The organism is Arthrobacter sp. ov118, assembly GCF_900116495.1.
GTDB lineage: Bacteria > Actinomycetota > Actinomycetes > Actinomycetales > Micrococcaceae > Arthrobacter.
In genome coordinates this window covers 182,423-202,511 of sequence record NZ_FPAY01000002.1, presented here as the reverse complement: position 1 = coordinate 202,511, position 20,089 = coordinate 182,423, and the positions used below count along the sequence as shown (strand labels likewise).

The following is a 20,089-nucleotide window of genomic DNA, read 5'->3' as shown; positions in this document are numbered from 1 at the left end:
GACTCATTTCCCGCGGCGCTGCAGGAACTCCTGCAGTACCCGGGCGTGGTTCGTCTCCGGGTCACGCGCGCCGAACAGTAGGGTCACTTTTCCGTGCTCCGCCGCCAGTCGATGAAGTGTCTGCACCTCCGGGTTGCTTTCCAGCTCCGCTTCGTACGCCGCCCGGAAGTCCGCGAACCGCTCCTGCATGTGCGCAAACTCCTGGCGCAGTGGTGCGGACGGTGCCACCTCCTTGAGCCAGAGCTCCAGCTGGGCCCGTTCCTTGCTGACCCCCCGCGGCCAGAGCCGGTCGACCAGAACCCGGCAGCCGTCGTCGTCGGACGGGTCGTCGTAGACGCGCTTGATCGTGAAGTTTCCGGCCGAACTTTCCCCAGAATTGTCCATTTGCGCATGCTACTGCAGGTCGGTACTGCGTGCCGTGGAAGAATTGACCCATGGCTGAAGACAAACAGGGTACAGACACGCCCACCACCGCCCCCATCAACGTTCCGGACAAGCCCGCCCTCGAGGGGCTGGAAGCCGCCCTCACGCAGCGCTGGCTTGACGAAGGGACCTACAAGTTCAACCCGGACACCACCCGGGAGCAGGTCTACTCGATCGACACTCCCCCGCCCACCGCGTCGGGATCCCTGCACGTCGGGCACATGTTCTCCTACACGCAGACCGACGTCCTGGCCCGCTACCAGCGCATGACCGGAAAGAACGTCTTCTACCCCATGGGCTGGGACGACAACGGCCTGCCCACCGAGCGCCGCGTGCAGAACTATTACGGCGTGCGCTGCGATCCGTCGATCGCCTACGACGCCGGATACCGTCCCCCGGCCGAGCCGGCCAAGAACCAGCGCGACTTCGACGTCATCTCCCGCCGGAACTTCATCGAGCTGTGCGAAGAGCTCGCGGTCGAGGATGAGAAGGTCTTCGAGCACCTGTTCCAGACCCTTGGCCTGTCCGTGGACTGGAACCTGACCTACCGGACCATTGATGACAAATCCCGCGCGATCTCCCAGCGCGCCTTCCTGGCCAACCTGAGCGCCGGGGACGCCTACATGGCCGAGGCCCCCACCCTGTGGGACGTCACGTTCCGCACCGCGGTGGCCCAAGCCGAGCTGGAGGACCGCGAAGTCGCCGGCGCCTACTACCGCTACCCCTTCTTCACCGCCGAGGGCGAGAAGATCTTCATCGAGACCACCCGGCCCGAACTGCTGGCCGCCTGTGCCGCGCTCGTGGCAAACCCCGACGACGAGCGCTACCAGCCGCTGTTCGGCAAGAAGGTCACCTCTCCCCTGTTCGGCGTCGAGGTTGAGGTCAAGGCCCACCCGCTCGCGAAGGCGGACAAGGGTTCAGGCATCGCCATGGTCTGCACCTTCGGTGACCTGACCGACGTCACCTGGTGGCGCGAACTGCAGCTGCCGACGCGCGCAATCGTCGGCCGCGACGGCCGCATCATCGGTGAGACCCCGGAATGGATCACCACCGAGGAGGGCCGCGCCAGCTTCGCGGCTATCGCCGGCAAGACCGTTTTTAGTGCCAAGGAAGCTGTAGTGGAGCTTTTGGCTTCCGGGGACCTGCTCGACGGCGAGCCGAAGAAGATCATGCACCCGGTGAACTTCTTTGAGAAGGGCGACAAGCCCCTCGAGGTCGTCACCTCGCGCCAGTGGTACATCCGCAACGGCGGCCGGGACGAAGACCGCCGCGAACGGCTGATCGGCCGGGGCAACGACATCGAGTTCCACCCGTCCTTCATGCGCTCGCGCTATGAGAACTGGATCTCCGGGCTCAACGGCGACTGGCTGGTGTCCCGCCAGCGCTTCTTCGGCGTGCCCGTGCCGGTCTGGTACCCCCTGGACGCCGACGGAAACCCCGACTACGACGCCCCGATCCTGCCCACGGACGCCCAGCTCCCCGTGGATCCGGCCGCCGACGCCGCGCCCGGTTACGAAGAAGCCCAGCGCGATGTGCCGGGCGGCTTTACCGGCGACGCGGATGTCCTGGACACCTGGGCCACGTCCTCGCTGACCCCTCAGATCGTAGGCGGCTGGAGCACCGACGAGGCGCTCTTCGCCAAGGTCTACCCCTTCGACGTGCGCCCGCAGGGGCACGACATCATCCGGACCTGGCTCTTCTCCTCCGCCGTCCGCGCCGACGCGCTGCAAAAGACCGCGCCGTGGAAGCACGCGGCCATTTCCGGCTGGATCCTGGACCCGGACCGGAAGAAGATGTCCAAGTCCAAGGGCAACGTGATTGTTCCCACGGACGTGCTGGAAGAGTACGGTTCCGACGCCGTGCGCTACTGGGCGGCCTCGGCCCGGCTCGGCGCGGACACCGCCTACGAGATCGCGCAGATGAAGATCGGCCGCCGCCTGGCCATCAAGCTGCTCAACGCCTCCAAGTTCGTCCTGAACCTGGGCGCCACCGAGGATTCGGTCGTTTCCGGCGACCTCTCGGTATTGATCAACCCCTTGGACCGGGCTGTCCTGGCCCAGCTCGCCGACGTCGTCCAGCAGGCCACGAAGGCGTTCGAGAACTACGACTACGCCCGGGCGCTGCAGATCACCGAGAGCTTCTTCTGGAACTTCACCGATGACTACGTCGAGCTGATCAAGGACCGTGCCTACGGGGCTGCCGGCGAGGAGCAGCAGGCTTCCGTGCTCGCCGCCCTGGCGACGAGCCTTGACACGCTGCTGCGGCTCTTCGCCCCGTTCCTGCCCTTCGCCACGGAGGAAGTCTGGAGCTGGTGGCGGTCCGGTTCGGTGCACCGCGCGCCGTGGCCGTCCGCCGTGGAGGTCGACGGCGACACCACCCTGCTGGCCACCGTGGGGACCGCGCTGAGCGGGATCCGCAAGGCCAAGTCCGAGGCCAAGGTCAAGCAGCGCACCGAGGTGCTGTCCGCTGCCATCGCGGCCCCGGAAGCGGTCATCACGCAGCTGAAGGCCGGCCTGGCCGACCTTAAGGCGGCGTCCAACGCACGTGAACTCTCGCTGGTCGCCGGCGACGGCGAACTGAGCGTGAACGACGTCGTCCTGGCGCCCGCAGAAGCGTAAACGGCCGCCGACGCGTAAGGAACTGCCCGCTCGGGCCCCGTCCGGTCTACCCCGGACGGGGCCCGAGCTGATCCTGGCCTCCGCGCTCGTTCTCTTCCGCGGCACTGATGGCCCACGCCGCGTTGACCAGCCCGATGTGGCTGAAGGCCTGCGGGAAGTTCCCCAGCAGCTCACCGGAGTCCGGGGCCACTTCCTCGGCCAGAAGGCCGAGGTCGTTGGCGAAGACCGCCGCCCGCTCGAAGACTTCCCGTGCCCGGGACGTCAGGCCGGCCAAGGCCAGGGCGTGGGCAAGCCAAAACGTGCACAACAGGAAGGAGCCTTCCTCTCCGGTGAACCCGTCGGCGCTCCGGTAGCGGTAGACCAGGCCCCGTTGGTCCGTGAGGCGTGCCTCGATCGCCTCGATCGTGGCCAGCATTCCGGGGTCATTGGCCGGCAGGAAACCCACGATGGTCAGCAGCAGAGCGGAAGCGTCGAGGTCCTCGGATCCGTACGCCTGCGTGTAGGCTCCGGCCGCCGCGTTCCAGCCGTGCTCCCGGATCGAGCCCGCCACCCGTTCGCGCTCGGCCTTCCACTGCGGCACCTTCGCTTCGGCCTGCAGCAGGGGTGCGAGGGCGACGGCACGGTCCAGGGCGACCCAGCACATCAGTTTTGAATGCAGATAGTGTCGCGGCGCGCCGCGGCTCTCCCAGATGCCCTGGTCCGGGGCCTGCCACTGCGCGGCGGCGATGTCCGCGGCCCGTACCAGGAACAGCTTGGTGCCGGGCTCGGTGTCCACGAGGAATTCCGGCAGTGTCGCGGCGGCGTCGAGCAGTTCGCCGTAAACGTCCAGCTGGCGCTGGTTCCAGGCCCCGTTGCCGATCCGGACCGGCGCACTCCCCCGCCAGCCCGGCAGGTGGGCCAGCACTCGCTCGGTCAAGTCCAGTTCCCCGCCGACGCCGAACATGATCTGCAGCTCTGACCCGTTGCCGGGCCGGCTGGCCGCCGCCGTGGCGGCCGCGGCCAAAAATCCGAAGAACCGGCCGGCCTCGTCCGGGCAGGCAGCCACCCAGAGTGCTTGCAGAGTCATGCTCGCATCCCGCACCCACGTGTACCGGTAGTCCCAGTTCCGCACCCCGCCGGCAACCTCCGGCAACGACGTGGTGGCAGCGGCCACGATTGCACCGGTCGGGTAGAACGTGAGGGCCTGCAGAACGCGTCCGCTCACGCCGACCAGGTCCTGCCACGGCCCCTGGTAACTCTGGTGCAGCGCGGACCAGCTGGCCCAGCCCTGCCGGGTATCGTCCAGGCGGCGGCTGATTTCGTCCTGGGTCCAGGGCGCCGGCGCGTCGCGGGTGGGGTCCCGGTGCTGCAGGGCGAAGCCGATCCGCTCCCCTGCCTGAAGCCGGAAGCGGCCCCGTGCGACATGCCCCTCGACGTCCAGCGGCCCGGGCGTCGAGAGGACCAGCACCTCGCTGGCGTCCTGGAGCGTGCCGCCCCGGGACGCGCTGTCGTCGGCATGCAGGACCAGGAGCCGCTCGGTGTCGGCAACCAGCTGCGGCGGGACCTCCGCGTATCCGGGCCGGGGCGCGAAAACGACCTCAATTTCCACCTCGCCCGAGCTGCAGTGCACCTGGCGCACGAGCGTGCCAGGCACGTCCGCGCCGAGGTCATGGCCCCGCCTGCCGTCGCCCAGGACCAGCGCATCAGTGACGACGGCGACACCCCCTGGCTGGGTGTGCACCGTTTCGAGCACCATGGTCGACTCGACGTAGCGGCGGGTGACGGAGGACTCCCCCAGCGGCCGGACGGCCCAGTGTCCGGCCTCCGCGCCCAGAAGCTGGGCGAACGCCGAGGGACTGTCGAAGCGCGGGAAGCAAAGCCAGTCAACGGAGCCGGAGATACTGACGAGGGCGGCGGAACGGCAGTCCGAGAGTAGCGCGTAGTTCGCGATGGGCTCACTCGCCACTTGAACCACCCGCCTTTGGCACCCCGCGTTTTTGGGCAAAGGGGAAGCCCCATCAGCGTTTAGCCGTTGGTGGGGCTTCGACTTTTTCGATTATCACGTGACGTCTTAGATAATCTGGCGGGATCCTCAGACTTTCAGGTCTTCCTACCTCGTCACCGGTAGCCATCATCTGACTTTGCCGAAGGCTGCGTCAGATGAGTGTCACTGAATCTTTGGTTCCTGCGTCCCGCTTCTCTCGAAGTGGGTAAGTCCCATTGTTCTCCGCGGCCGCGGCACACACAAGAGGCCGGGAAGAACTACATGCCAGTAATTCTTCCCGGCCCTCTGGGGGTGCCGGCAGCGGCTCAGCCCGAGACAGGACTCAGTCGAAAACGGGGCTCTCGGTCCGGCTGCGCTTGATTTCGAAGAAGTACGGGAAGGATGCCAGCGTGACGGTGGCGTCCCAGATGCGTCCGGCCTCCTCGCCGCGCGGGATGCGGGTCAGGACCGGGCCGAAGAAGGCGGTGCCGTTGAAGGCGACCACCGGCGTGCCGACGTCCTGGCCCACCAGCGAGATGCCGGCGTCGTGGCTGGCCCGCAGTTGGGCATCGAATTCCTCCGATTTGCCTGCCGCGGCAAGCTCGGTCGGCAGTCCCGCCTCGGCCAGGGACTTAGCGATGACCTCGTCGAAGTCCTTGATGCCCTCGTTGTGGATCTTCGTTCCCATGGAGTCGTAGAGAGGCTTGATGTACTCGGCGCCGTGCTGTTCCGCGGCGGCGACGATGACGCGGACCGGTGCCCACGCCTTCTTCATGAGCTCCTTGTAGTTCTCGGGCAGCTCCTCGCGGCCCTCGTTCAGCACGGCCAGGCTCATGACGTGCCAGTCGGTCTTGATGTCGCGGACTTCTTCCACTTCGCCGATCCAGCGGGAGGTCACCCAGGCGAAGGGGCACAGCGGGTCGAACCAGAAATCGGCCTTGTTGGAAGCAGTTTCAGGCACAGGAGTCTCCTTAGGGAAGTCGTCAGGGCACAGCGTCAGGGCGCATTGAACCCGTGAGGTCTCGGCGCGCCCGTGGCACACACATAGGATTCAGCGGGAAACTAAGCTGATTTATTCCGGCGCTTGGCGACGACGTCGTGGGCGATCATTGTGGGCGCCGACTTCTTGGCCACCACATCGGCAGTGATCACGACGCTGGCGATATCTTCGCGGCTGGGGAGGTCGAACATGACCGGAAGCAGCACTTCCTCCATGATGGCGCGCAGCCCGCGGGCACCCGTGCCGCGTTCGAGTGCCTGGTCGGCGATCATGTTCAACGCGTCGTCGTCGAAGAGCAGTTCGACGCCGTCGAGCTGGAACATCTTCTGGTACTGCTTGACGAGGGCATTCTTTGGCGTGGACAGGATCTGGATCAGCGCTGCGCGGTCAAGGTTCGAGACGGTGGTGATCACGGGAAGCCGGCCGATGAATTCGGGGATCAGGCCGAACTTGAGCAGGTCCTCCGGCATGACTTCGCCGTAGGAATCCGTGGTGTTCTTGACCTCGTTGAGCGGGGCGCCAAAGCCGATGCCCTTGCGTCCGGAGCGCGAGCCGATGATGTCTTCGAGTCCCGCGAAGGCGCCGGCCACGATGAACAGCACGTTCGTGGTGTCAATCTGGATGAATTCCTGGTGCGGGTGCTTGCGTCCACCCTGTGGCGGGACGGAGGCGACGGTCCCCTCGAGGATCTTCAGGAGCGCCTGTTGCACGCCCTCGCCGGAGACGTCCCGGGTGATGGACGGGTTCTCGCTCTTGCGTGAGATCTTGTCGATTTCATCGATGTAGATGATGCCCTGCTCGGCCTTCTTGACGTCATAGTCGGCGGCCTGGATGAGCTTGAGGAGGATGTTCTCTACGTCCTCGCCGACATAGCCGGCCTCGGTCAGCGCCGTGGCGTCGGCCACCGCGAACGGGACGTTGAGCCGGCGCGCCAGGGTTTGGGCCAGGTACGTCTTGCCGCAGCCGGTGGGGCCGATCAGGAGGATGTTGGACTTGGCGATCTCGACGTCGTCGTGGTGGCCGCCGTCGGCAAGGCTTCCGCTCTTCGGCGCGTGGCCGGCCTGGATCCGCTTGTAGTGGTTGTACACCGCGACGGCGAGCGAGCGCTTGGCGGGTTCCTGCCCGATCACGTACTCCTGCAGGAAATCAAAGATTTCGCGGGGCTTTGGCAGTTCGAAACTGCCCAGGTCGGCTACTTCCGCGAGTTCCTCTTCGATGATCTCGTTGCAGAGTTCGATGCACTCGTCGCAGATGTAAACGCCGGGCCCGGCAATGAGCTTGCGAACCTGCTTCTGGCTCTTTCCGCAGAAAGAACACTTCAGCAGATCAGTGCTCTCGCCAATCCGAGCCATGTGTGAACCCCTTTAGTAGCTTGCTGCTGGCTGTGACATGTTCCACTCTAGGTCACTTTGGGCCCGTTAGGTGGAATGCGAACGCCGGTGCGGCCATTTGATAGTGCCGCACCGGCGTCGCGGATTACTGATTAGCGGGCGATTGCCTGGGGCTTGATCTTGCGCGAATCCAGGACCTGGTCAATGAGGCCGTAATTCATGGCCTCGGCCGCGGTGAGGATCTTGTCCCGCTCGATGTCGTTGTTGACCTGCTCCGGCGTCCGTCCGGAATGCTTGGCCAGTGTGTCCTCGAGCCAGGAGCGCATGCGCATGACTTCTGCGGCCTGGATCTCCAGGTCGGACGCCTGGCCGCCCTGGCCGCCGGAGAGCGAGGGCTGGTGGATCAGGACCCGGGCGTTCGGCAGGGCCAGCCGCTTGCCGGGCGTGCCGGCGGCGAGCAGCACGGCGGCGGCGCTGGCCGCCTGGCCCAGGCAGACGGTCTGGATCTCGGGCCGGATGTACGTCATGGTGTCGTAGATCGCGGTCATGGCGGTGAAGGAGCCGCCGGGCGAGTTGATGTAGAGGGTGATGTCGCGGTCCGGGTCGGTGGACTCGAGCACCAGAAGCTGCGCCATGATGTCATCGGCCGAGGCGTCGTCGACCTGGACACCCAGGAAGATGATGCGGTCCTCGAACAGTTTGGTGTACGGGTCCTGGCGCTTGAAGCCGTAGGGCGTGCGCTCTTCGAACTGGGGCAGGACGTAGCGGCTGCTCGGCAGGTTCCCGGCAGTCGATCCGAAGTTGTAGTTCATGTTCATTGCTCCTGAAGTCATTTCTTGCTACCTGCCGGTCAGTTCGCGGAAGGGGAGCCGTTGCCGTTGGCGTTCGTGCCGCCGCCACCGGCCACGGATCCCGCGTGGGCGGCAATCTTGTCGAAGAAGCCGTATTCCAGGGCTTCCGTGGCCGTGAACCACTTGTCACGGTCGTTGTCCTTGAGGATGGTCTCCACGGTCTGCCCGGTCTGGTGGGCGGTGAGGTCGGCCATGACCTTCTTCATGTGCAGGATCAGCTCGGCCTGGATCTTGATGTCCGACGCCGTTCCGCCGATGCCGCCGGAGGGCTGGTGCATGAGGATGCGGGCGTTGGGGGTTGCGTAGCGCTTGCCCTTGGTGCCTGAGGAGAGCAGGAACTGGCCCATGGAGGCGGCCAGGCCGGTTGCCACGGTGACAACATCGTTCGGGATGAACTGCATGGTGTCATAGATGGCCATACCGGCGGTCACGGAGCCGCCGGGCGAGTTGATGTAGAGGTAGATGTCCTTTTCAGGGTTCTCCGCCGAAAGCAGCAGCAGCTGCGAGCAGATCGCGTTGGCGTTCTCGTCGCGGACCTCGGAGCCGAGCCAGATGATGCGCTCTTTCAGCAGGCGGTTGTAAATGTAGTTATCCTGGGCTGCCGGATCGACCGTGGCCATCCGGGGTGCCCCTGCGTGCTGTGACATATGTACTTACCTCTCGCTGGCGACGGTGACGTTACTGTTCAACATCACTGAACTTTCCTACATGGACACTAACCGTTTTCCCGGCCCGTTTGTTCGCTGGCGCGGGGCTGTTCGCTGACGGCGCACGATTGCCCGGACGCCGCGGGCCGGGGTCCGTCAGGCGTTAAAACAAACGGCCCCCGGATCGGTGATCCGGGGGCCGTCAGCGGTACTGCCAGAAGCGAGCGGTAAGGCTAGAACTTCACTGCTGCGGGGTCATCGCTCGGCACGGTCTCGGCGGTTGCCGCTTCCTCGGAAGCGCCTTCCTCGACGGGCTCAGCGGCGTCCGGAGCAGCCTCGTCGCCGGGGCGGACGAAGTCACTCAGGTCAACCTTGTTGCCCTCGGAGTCGGTGACCTCGGCCTGGCCCAGGACGACGGCCAGCGCCTTGCGGCGGCGGACCTCGGAAACCATCATGGGCACCTGGCCACTCTGGTCAATGATCTGGGCGAACTGGTTCGGGTCCATGCCGTACTGGCTGGCGGTGGTGACGATGTAGTCGATCAGCTCGTTCTGGCTGACGTTGACTTCTTCCTTTTCGGCGATGGCGTCAAGGATGATCTCGTTCTGGAAGGCGCGCTCGGTGTTGGCCTTGACCTCGGCGCGGTGCTCCTCGGTGTCGTGTTCGCCTTCACCGTGGGCGTTCTCGGCGTTGAAGTGCTGCTCGAGCTGCTCTTCAACGATCGATTCCGGGACAGGAACGGCGACGAGCTCAACGAGCTTGTCCAGGACCTTGTCGCGGGCCTCGACGCCCTGCTCGACAACCTTGGAGTCGGCGGCCTGCTTGGCGAGGTCCTCGCGGAGTTCGGCGAGCGTGTCGAACTCGCTGGCGAGCTGGGCGAAGTCGTCGTCGGCAACCGGGAGTTCGCGCTCCTTGACGGCTTTGACCGTCACCTTGACCTGAGCCGACTCGCCGGCGTGCTCGCCGCCCACCAGGGTGGTGTCGAAGATGGCGTCCTCGTCGGCGCTGAGGCCGGTGACGGCCTCGTCGAGGCCTTCAAGCATGGTGCCTGCGCCCACCTGGTAGGACAGGCCGGAGGCGGAGTCCACCTCGGCGCCGTCGATGGTGGCGGCGATGTCGATGGTCAGGAAGTCGCCATCGGCGGCCGGGCGGTCCACACTCTTCAGGGTGCCGAAGCGGCCGCGGAGCTCGTCCAGGGCCTTGTCGACGTCGGCGTCGGAGGACTCGGCGGCTGCAACCTCAACCTTGATGCCGGCGTATTCGGGCAGCTCGATCTCGGGGCGGACGTCGACCTCGGCGTGGAACTTGAGCTCGCCGTCGGTGGCGGACGGGTCGGGAACTTCGGTGATCTCGACCTCGGGACGGCTCAGGGGACGGATGCCGGTTTCCTGCACGGCAGCCTGGTACCAGCCGTTGAGGCCTTCGTTGATGGCCGTCTCCAGGACGTAGCCGCGGCCAACGCGCTGGTCGATGAGCTTGGAGGGGACCTTGCCCTTGCGGAAACCGGGGACCTGGATCTGGGAAGCAACAGTCTTGTATGCCTCTGCGATGCTGGGCTTCAGTTCCTCGAAGGGGACCTCAACATTGAGCTTGACCCGCGTGGGGGTGAGGTTCTCGACAGCGCTCTTCACAGTCTAAGTACTCCTGGTGTGGGGGAATGGGGTTCTGCGGTGCCACGTGCTGACAGTGCTTGCAGAGTCGGGGTGACAGGATTTGAACCTGCGACTTCCTGCTCCCAAAGCAGGCGCTCTAGCCAAGCTGAGCTACACCCCGTAAGTGCACAGAACAGTCTACGGTCATACTGCGCCGATTTGCACATTTGACACCGGGGCCCTGCATTAGGTTTAGTTGTATCCGGCTTGAACAGCCGCCCGGAAGTTTTGCTGGATTTCCAGCATCATCCCGGGGACGTAGCTTAATGGTAAAGCCTCAGTCTTCCAAACTGATTACGCGGGTTCGATTCCCGTCGTCCCCTCCACGGAATCAAAAAGGCCCCTCTCCGGAGGGGCCTTTTTTGTGTTCCCTTCTCTGTTCTCTTTCCGTGTACTCTTTCCCTCCGGTCAGGTGTGCTGGTTCTGCCCGGTCAGGCCTGCTGGCACTGCGGGCACCAGTACAGCTTCCGGGCGCCCAGCTCCGTGAGCGCGACGGGGGTGCCGCAGTTCCGGCAATCCAGGCCGTGCCGGCGGTAGACGAAGTGGGCCATGTCCGGTTCCGGAAGCACAGCGGGATCCGGAAGCGCGGCCCCTGGGCCCGCCGGCGCCCCGCCAACCGGCTCGTCCCGGGAAGTCCCGGGCCAGTATTGCGGCGGCGTCGTAATAATCCGGCCGTCGCGGACGCCGTCGGCCATGAGGGCCGCGGTATCGTCCCAGAGCCGGCGGGCCGCTTCCGGAGACAGGCCGGCTCCGGGAAGCCACGGGTTGAGGCGCTGCCGGAAGAGCAGTTCGGCGCGGTAGACGTTTCCGACGCCGGCAATCACCTTCTGGTCCATGAGCAGGGACGCCACGGGCGTGCGTTTGCCCGCCAGCGTGGCGGCAAACGCGTCCCGGTCCCCCGGCAGGTTGCGCAGCGGGTCAGGGCCGAGGCGGGCCAGTACGGCGGCGGCTTCCGCCCTTGTGATCGCCTCACAGGTGGTGGCGCCGCGCAGGTCCGCCCAGCCATGTCCGCTCACCAGCCGTACCCGGACGGCGCCCACCGGCTCCGGCGGACCTGCGTAAGCAGACGACGCCGCCGGCACGTCGCCGGCGGGACCGGCGTCGTAGACCTCACGCTCCCCCACCTTGCGGGGCGCACCGATGGTGGACGCGCCACGGAAGGTGGCATCCCCGCCGAAATCCCAGGCTCCGTAGAGGCCCAGGTGGACGTGCAGGACCAGATCGTGGTCGAAGTCGAGGAAGAGGTGCTTCCCGTGGGCAGTGGCGGCGGTCAGAATGTGGCCGTCCAGCAGGGCGGCACCGGCGGCGAACCGGCCCTGGGGACTGGAAACAGCGAGCTTCTCCCCCGCGAAAACGTCACCGAACTGGCGCGCCAGGCGGTGGACGGAGTGCCCTTCCGGCACTACTGGACAACCTCGCCGGTGCGCTCGTAGGTGGCGATCTTGCCGATCCGGCGGACATGGCGCTCGTCCTGGCTGAACGGCTCCGCCAGGAAGGCCTCGATGATGGCCGTCGCCTCGTCCACACTGTGCTGCCGGCCGCCGACGGCCACCACGTTGGCGTCGTTGTGCTGGCGGGCGAGCTGTGCGGTGGACAGGTTCCAGGCCAGTGCGGCGCGGACGCCCTTGACCTTGTTGGCGGCAATCTGTTCGCCGTTGCCGGAGCCGCCGAGGACGATGCCCAGGGCGTTGGTCCCGGCTTCCTGGTCCGCTACGACGGCGAGGGCCGCGTTGATGCAGAACGACGGGTAGTCATCCAGGGCGTCGTAGACCTTGGGTCCGTGGTCCACCACCTCGTAGCCCTTCGCGCTGAGGTGGCTGACGAGGTGGGCGCTGAGCTCCATTCCGGCGTGGTCGGTGGCGATGTGCACGCGGGGGAAGTCAGAAGTGGTCACGGCGAGTCCATTCGGTTGCGGCTGCGCGCGGCGGCCGGGGCGGTTCGGGGGCTGGTCCAAGCGTACTAGGCCCCTGCGTTACGCGACGGGGGTTCCGCCGTTTCGCCGGGCCCGGTCCGCCACCCGGGAAAGGGTCCGGGCCATGTTGTCCGCCGTGGCGGCACTTCCGCTGCTCACCGCCAGCCGGCGGCCATCCGAGCGGTCCACAACCACGGCCGGGCCGCTGCTGACCAGCAGCGCCGTGGTGCTGCCGTGGACCCGGTACCCCCATCCGCCGTAGTCTGCCGCCCGGACGTCCCGGGCCGTGGCGGAGTCGATGGCCGCGGCCGGGACGTTCATGACCCGCACGAAGCCCGCCGCGAAGACCTGCAGTCCGCCGCGGTCGACCCGGATCCGGGCAACCAGGAATGCCGCGGCCACCAGGGCGCCGGCCACGAGGACCGCGGCCAGCCAGGGTACCGCGATGCTGAGGAGGGCGGCAGGCAGCAGCGTGGCGATGCCGAGCATCACGAAGATCGAGCTGCGGGCGTGCACCCAGAGGCGGACGAAGTCCCTGGCCAGATCGGGGTCGCGTTCGCGCTCGAGGGCCTGCCGGATGGCGAGATCGTCATCGACGGACCAGCGTTCGTCGGCCTTGAAAACACAACCCATGACGACGCCCATGGCGAGGGCCGCGCCGCTTCCCAGGGCCAGGACCGAGGCATCCACATGGGATTCCCGCGCGTCGGGCAGTCCCAGCTGGCCCACGAGCACGGCGGCGAGGACGGTGGCCATGAACAGGCTCATGGCGAAGCCCGCTCCCATCATGATGCGGCGCATCATTGCGGGGCGGGACAACGGGACGGCCTGCAGCAGCACAGCCCAGCCCATCACGACGATCAGCGCGGCGCCGGCACCGGTCACGGCGGCGAAGGGCGCGAAATCAGCGGCGCCGGCGTCGGTCCAGCGCACGGCCAGGGGCTCGGGAAGATCGGACTTCACCAGAAGCGCGCACACCACAAATCCGGCCGCCAGCACCAGGGGAAACCCGATGGCAAAGCGCAAGGCCCTGCCGTCAACTGAGTCCCGAAACTTTCCCATACTCCAACGCTACCCCGGCCGGACCTGCCCTGATCAGGGGGGTCCCGGGCCGGCAGGCGGCCCGCAGCGCCAGGGGGCTCGGGGCGTGCCGGCCGGTCCCGGGCCGGCAGGCGGCCCGCAGCGCCAGGGGGCTCGGGGCGTGCCGGCCGGTCCCGACCCGGGGGGTGCGGCGTGGCGCGGTCCGGAACACTGTGACCGGGCTAACTTGCCACGGGCCGCTGACGTGAAAGAATAATTTCACAGTATCGCCGGCGGCTGCGGCCGGCCGGCAGTATCCATCTTCTTCTGGAGGCCCCTTTGCCCGGTATGAACCTGACCCGCGCGGAAGCCCGCGAGCGCGCCGACCTGATCGACGTCGAGTCCTACGAAGTCAAGCTGGACCTGACGCGCGGCGAGAAAGTCTTCGGGTCCACCACGGCCGTGAAGTTCACGGCCAAGCCGGGGTCCTCGACCTTCATCGACGCCGTGACCCACGCGGTGCACAGCGTGAACCTGAATGGACGCGAACTCGACCCCGCCGAGGTCTCCGACGGCGTCCGGATCCAGCTTCCGGACCTGGCGGCCGAGAACCACCTCCTCATTGTCGCCGAGGCGCCCTACATGAACACGGGCGAAGGCCTGCACCGCTTCGTGGATCCGGTAGACAACGAGGTCTACCTCTACACCCAGTTCGAGGTCCCGGATTCGCGCCGCATGTTCGCCGTCTTCGAACAGCCCGACCTCAAGGCCAGCTTCACGTTTGCCGTCACGGCCCCCTCGCACTGGGACGTCGTCTCCAACTCCCCCACCCCGGTGCCGGTCGAGACCCTCCCCGGCGAGGACGGGGGCGCCCGCTCCGTCTGGGAGTTCGCGCCCACGCCCCGGCTCTCGTCCTATGTCACCGCGCTGATCGCCGGACCGTACCAGTCGGTCCGCAGCGAGGTGGTTTCGGCGGAGGGCCGCGTCACTCCGCTGGGCATCTTCGCCCGCAAATCGCTCATGCAGTACCTCGACCCGGAAAACATCTTCGAGCTCACCCGGCAGGGCTTTGAGTTCTTTGAGGCCCAGTTCGGCTGCCCGTACCCCTTCGAGAAGTATGACCAGCTTTTCGTGCCCGAGTTCAACGCCGGGGCCATGGAGAACGCCGGCGCCGTCACCATCCTGGAAGGCTACGTCTTCCGCCGCAAGGTCACCGACGCCCAGGTGGAACGGCGCGCCATCACCGTCCTGCACGAGCTGGCGCACATGTGGTTCGGCGACCTCGTGACCATGCGCTGGTGGAACGACCTCTGGCTCAACGAGTCTTTCGCCGAGTACATGTCCCACCTGGCCGCCGTGGAGAACACCCGGTTCGACCACGCCTGGACCACGTTCGCCTCCGTCGAAAAGTCGTGGGCCTACCGGCAGGACCAGCTGCCCACCACGCACCCGATCTTCGCCGAGATCAACGACCTCCAGGACGTCGAAGTGAACTTCGACGGCATCACCTACGCCAAGGGCGCGTCGGTGCTGCGCCAGCTCGTCGCCTGGGTGGGCCCGGAGGAATTCATGTCCGGCGTGCGCGAGTACTTCAGCAAGCACGCCTGGCAGAACACCGAGCTCAGCGACCTCATGACCGAACTCGAAAAGGCCAGCGGCCGCGACCTTGACCAGTGGGGGCGGCTCTGGCTTGAGACCGCCGGCGTCAACACCCTGGCCCCGGACGTCTCGGTGACGCAGGACGGCACGATCAGCTCCTTCGCCATCGTGCAGTCGGCGGTCGAGAGCGAACCGACGCTGCGGCCGCACCGGCTCGCCGTCGGCTTCTACAACCTCAACGGCGAGGGCAAGCTGGAGCGCGTGCACCGGGAGGAGCTCGACGTCGACGGCGAGCGCACCGACGTTCCGGCCCTGGCCGGCCTGGCCCGGCCTGACCTGATCCTGCTGAACGACGACGACCTCGCCTATGCCAAGGTCCGGCTGGATCCGCAGTCACAAGCCACAGCCACGGCCCACCTGAAGGACATCAGCCAAAGCCTCCCCCGCACCCTGGTGTGGGGCTCGGCCTGGGACGCTGCCCGCGACGGCGAATCCCCGGCCCGCGGCTACGTGGACCTGATTCTTGCCAACATCGCGGAGGAGTCCGATTCCTCCGTGATCCTGGTCCAGCTCCGCCAGCTCGCCACGACACTGACCTTCTACGTTGCCGAGGAGCACAAGGAGGCCACCTCGGTCCGCGCGGCCGACACGCTTTGGGATCTCGCCTCGGCCGTCGCCCCCGGTTCCGACGCCCAGCTGCAGTTCGTGAAGTCCTACGCCCTGCTGGCCCGCAGCGCCGGCCAGCTGGATACGGTGTCCGGCCTGCTGGACGGCTCACGCACCCTGGACGGGCTCACCGTGGACCAGGATCTGCGCTGGGAGCTGCTGACGTCCCTGGTGGCGGGCGGCCGTGCCGGACAGGACCGGATCGATGAGGAACTGGCGCAGGACAACACCTCCAACGGGCAAAACGCGGCAGCGCTGGCCAAGGCGGCAATCCCCACTCCGGAGGCCAAGGCCGAAGCGTGGGAATCAATCGTGGTCAAGGGCGATCTCTCCAACGCCCTGCAGGGGTCCGCGGTGACCGGGTTTACCCGGGTCCTGGACACGTCCTTGCTGGAGCCGTACGCCGAGAAGTACTTCGAGGCCGTCCCGGGGATCGTGGCCAACCGCACCCACGCGCTGGCCCAGCAGATCGTCGTCGGGCTCTACCCGGACCAGCTGACCACCCAGGCCACAGTGGACCGGACGGATCAGTTCCTGGCCTCGCTGCCGGCGGACAGCGCCGCGCTGCGCCGGATGATGCTGGAAAACCGCGACGGCGTGGTCCGCGCCCTGCGGGCCCGCCAGGCCGACGTGGGCTAGGACGCCCGCCGACGGGACTCCCCGACTGACTAGCAGCAGGGGCCGCTCTGGAGCCCAGAGCGGCCCTGCTGCGAACCACTTGGGCCGAACTACTTTGGACAGGGTGTGTCCTAGGCTGGAGGCATGAGCCTTGACGAACACCGCTATGCGCTGACGGTCCGCTGGACGGGCAACCTCGGGGCTGGGACGTCCTCCTACCGCGGTTATTCACGGGACCACGACGTCGAGATCCCCGGGCTGCCCGTGCTGCACGGTTCGGCCGATCCGACGTTCCACGGCGACCGCCAGCGCTACAACCCCGAACAGCTGCTCCTGGCCGCTCTCTCGCAATGCCACATGCTGTCCTTCCTGCATGTGGCCGTGAAGCATGGCGTGGTGGTGACCGCGTATGAGGACCGGGCCGAGGGGCTGATGCGCACCAACCGGGACGGCAGCGGGCAGTTCGAGTCCGTCACGCTCAAGCCCCTGGTAACCCTGGCGGAGCAGGCCACCCCGGACCTTTTGGAGGAACTCCACGCCGAGGCCAACAAAGTCTGTTTTATCGCCCGCAGCGTGAACTTTCCGGTGCTGCACGAGCCCACGGCTGTGGTGGAGCCAGCCTGATCGTGGCAACGGGACCGCGCCCCCTCCACTAAAGTTGAAGGACAACAAAGTGTCTTTCGCGCCGCCAATGGCCCGGCGGAAGTGAACACCTGCACCCCATTGAACATCTGCCCCACAGGGGCATTGCAAGGAGCAAGCCTTACTGATGTACAGCATGACAACCGTAGAGCCCATCACGGCGCAGGACATTTCGGCGATCAACCTGCCCGGAGTCCTCATCAGCATCGGCATCGGCGTTGCGGTCTGGCTGGTGGCCTCCTTCATCATCTCCGGGATCACCAAGCGCGTCGCCGAGGGCAGCAGGCTGTTCAAGAAGCCCCACTTCCGCTGGGTGGCTCCCGCCCTCCGGGTGCTGGACCACGAGCGCCGCGTCCAGCGCGCCAACACCATCGGCTCGCTGCTCCGGAGCGTCATCGGCGTGCTGGTCGCCGCGCTCACCATCATGTACGTGCTGCAAAACCTGAACGTGAACATCGCCCCGATTCTGACCAGCGTCGGTATCCTCGGTGTGGCCATCGGCTTTGGCGCCCAGCAGCTGATCCGCGACTTCCTGGCCGGCATCTTCATCACCATCGAGGACCAGTACGGCATCGGCGACGTCATCGAGACTTCCGAGGTGGTGGGCACAGTGGAGGCCATGAACCTGCGGTTCACCCGGGTCCTGGCGGAGGACGGCACCATCTGGTACCTGCGCAACGGCGAAATCCTGCGCGTGGGCAACCGTTCGCAGGGCACGTACATTGCACCTCCGGAGCCGTCCGCCGACGGGGCCGAGCCCGCGCCGCAGCAGCAGGCCGGAGAATAGAGTAATGACGATTCCCAGCGCCGGCGGACCCCGGCAGCCCAAGCAGCTGCTGCAGAACGACCCCTTCAGCCAGCCCGGCTACACGGACAATTTCTATGACGCCGTGGGCGGGCACGAGACTTTCGTGAAGCTCATCGATGTCTTTTACGACGGCGTCGCGGACGATCCGCTGTTGCGCCCCATGTACCCGGAAGCGGACCTCGACCCGGCGAAACGGCGTTTCCTGATGTTCCTGGAGCAGTATTGGGGCGGCCCGACGACGTACGGCGAGGAGCGCGGGCATCCGCGCCTGCGGATGCGCCACATGCCGTTCCGCGTGACGCCGGAGGCCAAGGACCGCTGGCTTCACCACATGCGCACCGCGGTGGATGCCCTGGAGCTGCCGCCGCTGTATGAGGGGACGCTTTGGGACTACATGGAACGGGCAGCCCTGTCCATGGTGAACAGCCCGTCGGAGGGCTGAGCCCGTCGAATACCTGAGTCAGCGACAGCCGCGGCCGGCAGCCGCCGCCGGTCTGCCCTAGAGTCCGGAGCCCGTCCGGACCAGCACGTGCCCGCGGGTGCCGCTGAGGCGGAACCAGCGCCCGGCCCGGAAGAGCCGCTGCTCGCCGTCGGCCAGGAAGCCCAGGGTGAGCGCGGCGAACGCGGCGCCGGCCGGAAGGCCGCCGGCGTCGGGCAGTTCCCGCCCCCAGACCGTCGCCCGGGCGTTGTTGACGATCAGCGCGCCCGGCTTGTCCGGAATGACCGCGGCGATCTCCCTGATGCCTGCCTCGGCTGCGTCCCGCAGGACCGTGTCCTGGACCGTGCCGAGCAGCTCCCAGCCGGCCCGCGGCGCCCCGATCCCGGCCCACGACTCGCTGACGGTCATCGGCGGCAGGGGAAGTTCGACGTCGTGCTCCCCCGCCCGGGCCAGACGGTCCAGCACGGCGGACAGCGGCACGGTGACATCGGCCTCGGCCGGCTGCGCCAGGGCCACGGTCCGCAGGCCGAGGATGGTGGGGGTGGATTCACCCAGGAGCCGGGGCCGCAGGACGCAGACGTAGGCGGCCAGGACCGGGCCCGCGGCCTGGAGCCGGATGGCGCCGTCGTCAATGGACTTGGCACGCGTGGCGAAGGTGCGCAGATCGGCGAGGTCGCGGGGATCGGTGAACTGCAGGGACTGGGTTAGGACATCAGACACACTCCGACTCTACCGGCTGCGCTCCTAAGGAGCGGCGTCCCCTTTTTGGCAGTGTCCCCTTTTGAGCAGTGTCCCCTTTTGAGCAGTGTCCCCTTTTGAGCAGTGTCCCCTTTTGAGCAGTGTCCCCTTTTGAGCAGTGGGACAGGGCCGTCTAGAGTCAGACCATGACTGAAGCCGAAGCCGGATTCCCGGCGCTCCCGACCCAGGACCCCACCTCCTCGCTGATTGAACTCCTCAACCTTGGCGAACTCGAGGGCGCGCGGACGGACGAGGACATCTTCATGGGCCCTTCCCAGCGGCAGCCGCGGCACCGGGTCTTCGGCGGCCAGGTGCTGGCACAGTCCCTCATCGCCGGCAGCCGCACTGTCGATCCGGACCGCAGTGTCCACTCCATGCACGGCTATTTCCTGCGGCCGGGCGATGCCAACAAGCCGATCACCTTTGGCGTGCAGCGCCTGCGCGACGGACGGTCCTTCTCGGCCCGCAGGGTCCACGCATATCAGGAGGGCGCACCCATTTTGTCGATGATCGCGTCCTTCCAGGCCGGGGACGAGGGCATCGAGCACCAGTCCGAGATGCCAGCCGGGATCCCCGACCCCGAGTCGCTGCCCAGCACCGCTGACCTGCTGGGCAAGTTCGACCACCCCGTGGCCCGGCACTGGGCCTACGAACGGCCGTTCGATATCCGCCACGTCGACCCGGCGCTGTACGTCTCGGCGAACGGGCCCAAGGAGGCGCGCAACGCCGTCTGGATGAAGACGTTCGGCCCGATGCCCGACGACGCCGGCCTGCACCGGGCCGCCCTGGCCTACGCGAGCGACTACACGCTGCTCGAGTCAATCCTCCGCAGGCATGGGATGAGCTGGATTACGCCCGGGATGTCCGTGGCGAGCCTGGACCACGCCATGTGGTGGCACCGGCCGGTGCGGGTGGACGAATGGCTGCTCTACGTCCAGGAGTCCCCCAGCGCCCAGGGCGCGCGGGGCCTCGCCACGGGCAAGATCTTCAGCCGCGACGGCCGGCATGTGGCCACGGTGGCGCAGGAAGGCATGGTCAGGATCCCGACAGATCAGCCGAACGCTGCCGCCGTGCAGTCCGAGATGCTGGAGCACCGGCTGCGCGAGGCCGAAACCCGCTGACGCACCCGGACGGCCGCACGGCCGCGGGATAACGCAGAAGG

At 66.9% G+C, this 20,089-nt stretch carries 17 protein-coding genes and 2 tRNA genes; 7 read left to right on the top strand and 12 right to left on the bottom strand.

Going from position 1 to position 20,089, the window contains the following annotated elements; translation table 11 throughout:
- Window positions 1–3: 3 nt before the first annotated feature.
- Window positions 4–384, bottom strand: coding sequence for a DUF488 domain-containing protein (locus tag BM372_RS06360; RefSeq protein WP_090953311.1), 381 nt, complete (start codon window positions 382–384; stop codon window positions 4–6).
- A gap of 50 nt (window positions 385–434) precedes the next feature.
- On the opposite strand from BM372_RS06360, the gene valS reads away from it, so the two are divergent.
- Complete coding sequence (valS, locus tag BM372_RS06355; RefSeq protein WP_090953309.1) at window positions 435–3,041, top strand: valine--tRNA ligase; 2,607 nt, start codon at window positions 435–437, stop codon at window positions 3,039–3,041.
- 46 nt (window positions 3,042–3,087) lie between these two features.
- Here valS and BM372_RS06350 read toward each other — a convergent pair whose 3' ends face one another.
- The 7 genes from BM372_RS06350 to BM372_RS06320 all read right to left on the bottom strand — a co-directional run bounded on the left by BM372_RS06350 (window position 3,088) and on the right by BM372_RS06320 (window position 10,606).
- Complete coding sequence (locus BM372_RS06350; RefSeq protein WP_090953307.1) at window positions 3,088–4,986, bottom strand: glycoside hydrolase family 15 protein; 1,899 nt, start codon at window positions 4,984–4,986, stop codon at window positions 3,088–3,090.
- Between the two features lie 361 nt (window positions 4,987–5,347).
- Entirely contained in the window at window positions 5,348–5,965 is a 618-nt protein-coding gene (locus BM372_RS06345; RefSeq protein ID WP_090953305.1) for a mycothiol-dependent nitroreductase Rv2466c family protein, read from the bottom strand.
- 101 nt (window positions 5,966–6,066) lie between these two features.
- Window positions 6,067–7,356: an ATP-dependent Clp protease ATP-binding subunit ClpX gene (gene clpX, locus BM372_RS06340; protein ID WP_090953303.1), complete on the bottom strand. Its 1,290-nt coding sequence runs from the start codon at window positions 7,354–7,356 to the stop codon at window positions 6,067–6,069.
- Between the two features lie 131 nt (window positions 7,357–7,487).
- Window positions 7,488–8,147, bottom strand: coding sequence for an ATP-dependent Clp protease proteolytic subunit (locus BM372_RS06335; RefSeq protein WP_090953754.1), 660 nt, complete (start codon window positions 8,145–8,147; stop codon window positions 7,488–7,490).
- Between the two features lie 38 nt (window positions 8,148–8,185).
- Entirely contained in the window at window positions 8,186–8,806 is a 621-nt protein-coding gene (locus BM372_RS06330; protein WP_090953301.1) for an ATP-dependent Clp protease proteolytic subunit, read from the bottom strand.
- 260 nt (window positions 8,807–9,066) lie between these two features.
- The gene (tig, locus tag BM372_RS06325; protein ID WP_090953300.1) at window positions 9,067–10,464 is read right to left on the bottom strand and encodes a trigger factor; all 1,398 of its coding nucleotides are present in this window, start codon (window positions 10,462–10,464) and stop codon (window positions 9,067–9,069) included.
- A gap of 67 nt (window positions 10,465–10,531) precedes the next feature.
- A tRNA-Pro gene (locus BM372_RS06320) sits at window positions 10,532–10,606 on the bottom strand.
- 131 nt (window positions 10,607–10,737) lie between these two features.
- Here BM372_RS06320 and BM372_RS06315 point away from each other — a divergent pair.
- Window positions 10,738–10,811, top strand: a tRNA-Gly gene (locus BM372_RS06315).
- Window positions 10,812–10,916: 105 nt separating this feature from the next.
- On the opposite strand, the gene BM372_RS06310 is transcribed toward BM372_RS06315, so the two are convergent.
- The 3 genes from BM372_RS06310 to BM372_RS06300 all read right to left on the bottom strand — a co-directional run bounded on the left by BM372_RS06310 (window position 10,917) and on the right by BM372_RS06300 (window position 13,459).
- Window positions 10,917–11,888 (bottom strand): Fpg/Nei family DNA glycosylase, encoded by a 972-nt coding sequence (locus BM372_RS06310; protein WP_090953298.1) that lies wholly within the window; start codon window positions 11,886–11,888, stop codon window positions 10,917–10,919.
- Window positions 11,888–12,379: a ribose-5-phosphate isomerase gene (locus BM372_RS06305; RefSeq protein ID WP_090953296.1), complete on the bottom strand. Its 492-nt coding sequence runs from the start codon at window positions 12,377–12,379 to the stop codon at window positions 11,888–11,890. Before BM372_RS06305 ends, BM372_RS06310 begins: the two co-directional genes overlap by 1 nt.
- A gap of 78 nt (window positions 12,380–12,457) precedes the next feature.
- A complete protein-coding gene (locus BM372_RS06300) occupies window positions 12,458–13,459 on the bottom strand; it encodes a hypothetical protein (RefSeq protein WP_090953294.1) in 1,002 nt (333 codons plus the stop codon).
- Between the two features lie 306 nt (window positions 13,460–13,765).
- On the opposite strand from BM372_RS06300, the gene pepN reads away from it, so the two are divergent.
- The 4 genes from pepN to BM372_RS06280 all read left to right on the top strand — a co-directional run bounded on the left by pepN (window position 13,766) and on the right by BM372_RS06280 (window position 18,192).
- Window positions 13,766–16,321, top strand: coding sequence for an aminopeptidase N (gene pepN, locus BM372_RS06295; RefSeq protein ID WP_090953292.1), 2,556 nt, complete (start codon window positions 13,766–13,768; stop codon window positions 16,319–16,321).
- A 123-nt stretch (window positions 16,322–16,444) separates the two neighbouring features.
- Window positions 16,445–16,924: an OsmC family protein gene (locus tag BM372_RS06290; RefSeq protein ID WP_090953291.1), complete on the top strand. Its 480-nt coding sequence runs from the start codon at window positions 16,445–16,447 to the stop codon at window positions 16,922–16,924.
- A gap of 145 nt (window positions 16,925–17,069) precedes the next feature.
- Complete coding sequence (locus BM372_RS06285) at window positions 17,070–17,729, top strand: mechanosensitive ion channel family protein (protein WP_090953289.1); 660 nt, start codon at window positions 17,070–17,072, stop codon at window positions 17,727–17,729.
- A 4-nt stretch (window positions 17,730–17,733) separates the two neighbouring features.
- A complete protein-coding gene (locus tag BM372_RS06280; protein WP_090953286.1) occupies window positions 17,734–18,192 on the top strand; it encodes a globin in 459 nt (152 codons plus the stop codon).
- A gap of 57 nt (window positions 18,193–18,249) precedes the next feature.
- Here the strand turns inward: BM372_RS06280 and BM372_RS06275 are convergent, their stop codons facing one another.
- Entirely contained in the window at window positions 18,250–18,909 is a 660-nt protein-coding gene (locus BM372_RS06275; protein ID WP_090953284.1) for a DUF8185 domain-containing protein, read from the bottom strand.
- 164 nt (window positions 18,910–19,073) lie between these two features.
- Between BM372_RS06275 and BM372_RS06270 the strand changes: the two genes are divergently transcribed.
- Window positions 19,074–20,048 carry an acyl-CoA thioesterase gene (locus BM372_RS06270; protein ID WP_090953282.1) on the top strand — a complete coding sequence of 325 codons (975 nt, stop codon included), beginning with the start codon at window positions 19,074–19,076 and terminating at the stop codon, window positions 20,046–20,048.
- The last annotated feature ends 41 nt before the right edge of the window (window positions 20,049–20,089 follow it).

Excerpts from the sequence above, each read along its gene's own strand:
- BM372_RS06360 (WP_090953311.1), bottom strand. The coding sequence starts at position 384 with ATGGACAATTCTGGGGAAAGTTCGGCCGGAAACTTCACGATCAAGCGC.
- valS (WP_090953309.1), top strand. The coding sequence starts at position 435 with ATGGCTGAAGACAAACAGGGTACAGACACGCCCACCACCGCCCCCATC.
- clpX (WP_090953303.1), bottom strand. The coding sequence starts at position 7,356 with ATGGCTCGGATTGGCGAGAGCACTGATCTGCTGAAGTGTTCTTTCTGC.
- BM372_RS06335 (WP_090953754.1), bottom strand. The coding sequence starts at position 8,147 with ATGAACTACAACTTCGGATCGACTGCCGGGAACCTGCCGAGCAGCCGC.
- BM372_RS06330 (WP_090953301.1), bottom strand. The coding sequence starts at position 8,806 with ATGGCCACGGTCGATCCGGCAGCCCAGGATAACTACATTTACAACCGC.
- BM372_RS06300 (WP_090953294.1), bottom strand. The coding sequence starts at position 13,459 with ATGGGAAAGTTTCGGGACTCAGTTGACGGCAGGGCCTTGCGCTTTGCC.
- pepN (WP_090953292.1), top strand. The coding sequence starts at position 13,766 with ATGAACCTGACCCGCGCGGAAGCCCGCGAGCGCGCCGACCTGATCGAC.
- BM372_RS06290 (WP_090953291.1), top strand. The coding sequence starts at position 16,445 with ATGAGCCTTGACGAACACCGCTATGCGCTGACGGTCCGCTGGACGGGC.
- BM372_RS06285 (WP_090953289.1), top strand. The coding sequence starts at position 17,070 with ATGTACAGCATGACAACCGTAGAGCCCATCACGGCGCAGGACATTTCG.
- BM372_RS06280 (WP_090953286.1), top strand. The coding sequence starts at position 17,734 with ATGACGATTCCCAGCGCCGGCGGACCCCGGCAGCCCAAGCAGCTGCTG.
- BM372_RS06270 (WP_090953282.1), top strand. The coding sequence starts at position 19,074 with ATGACTGAAGCCGAAGCCGGATTCCCGGCGCTCCCGACCCAGGACCCC.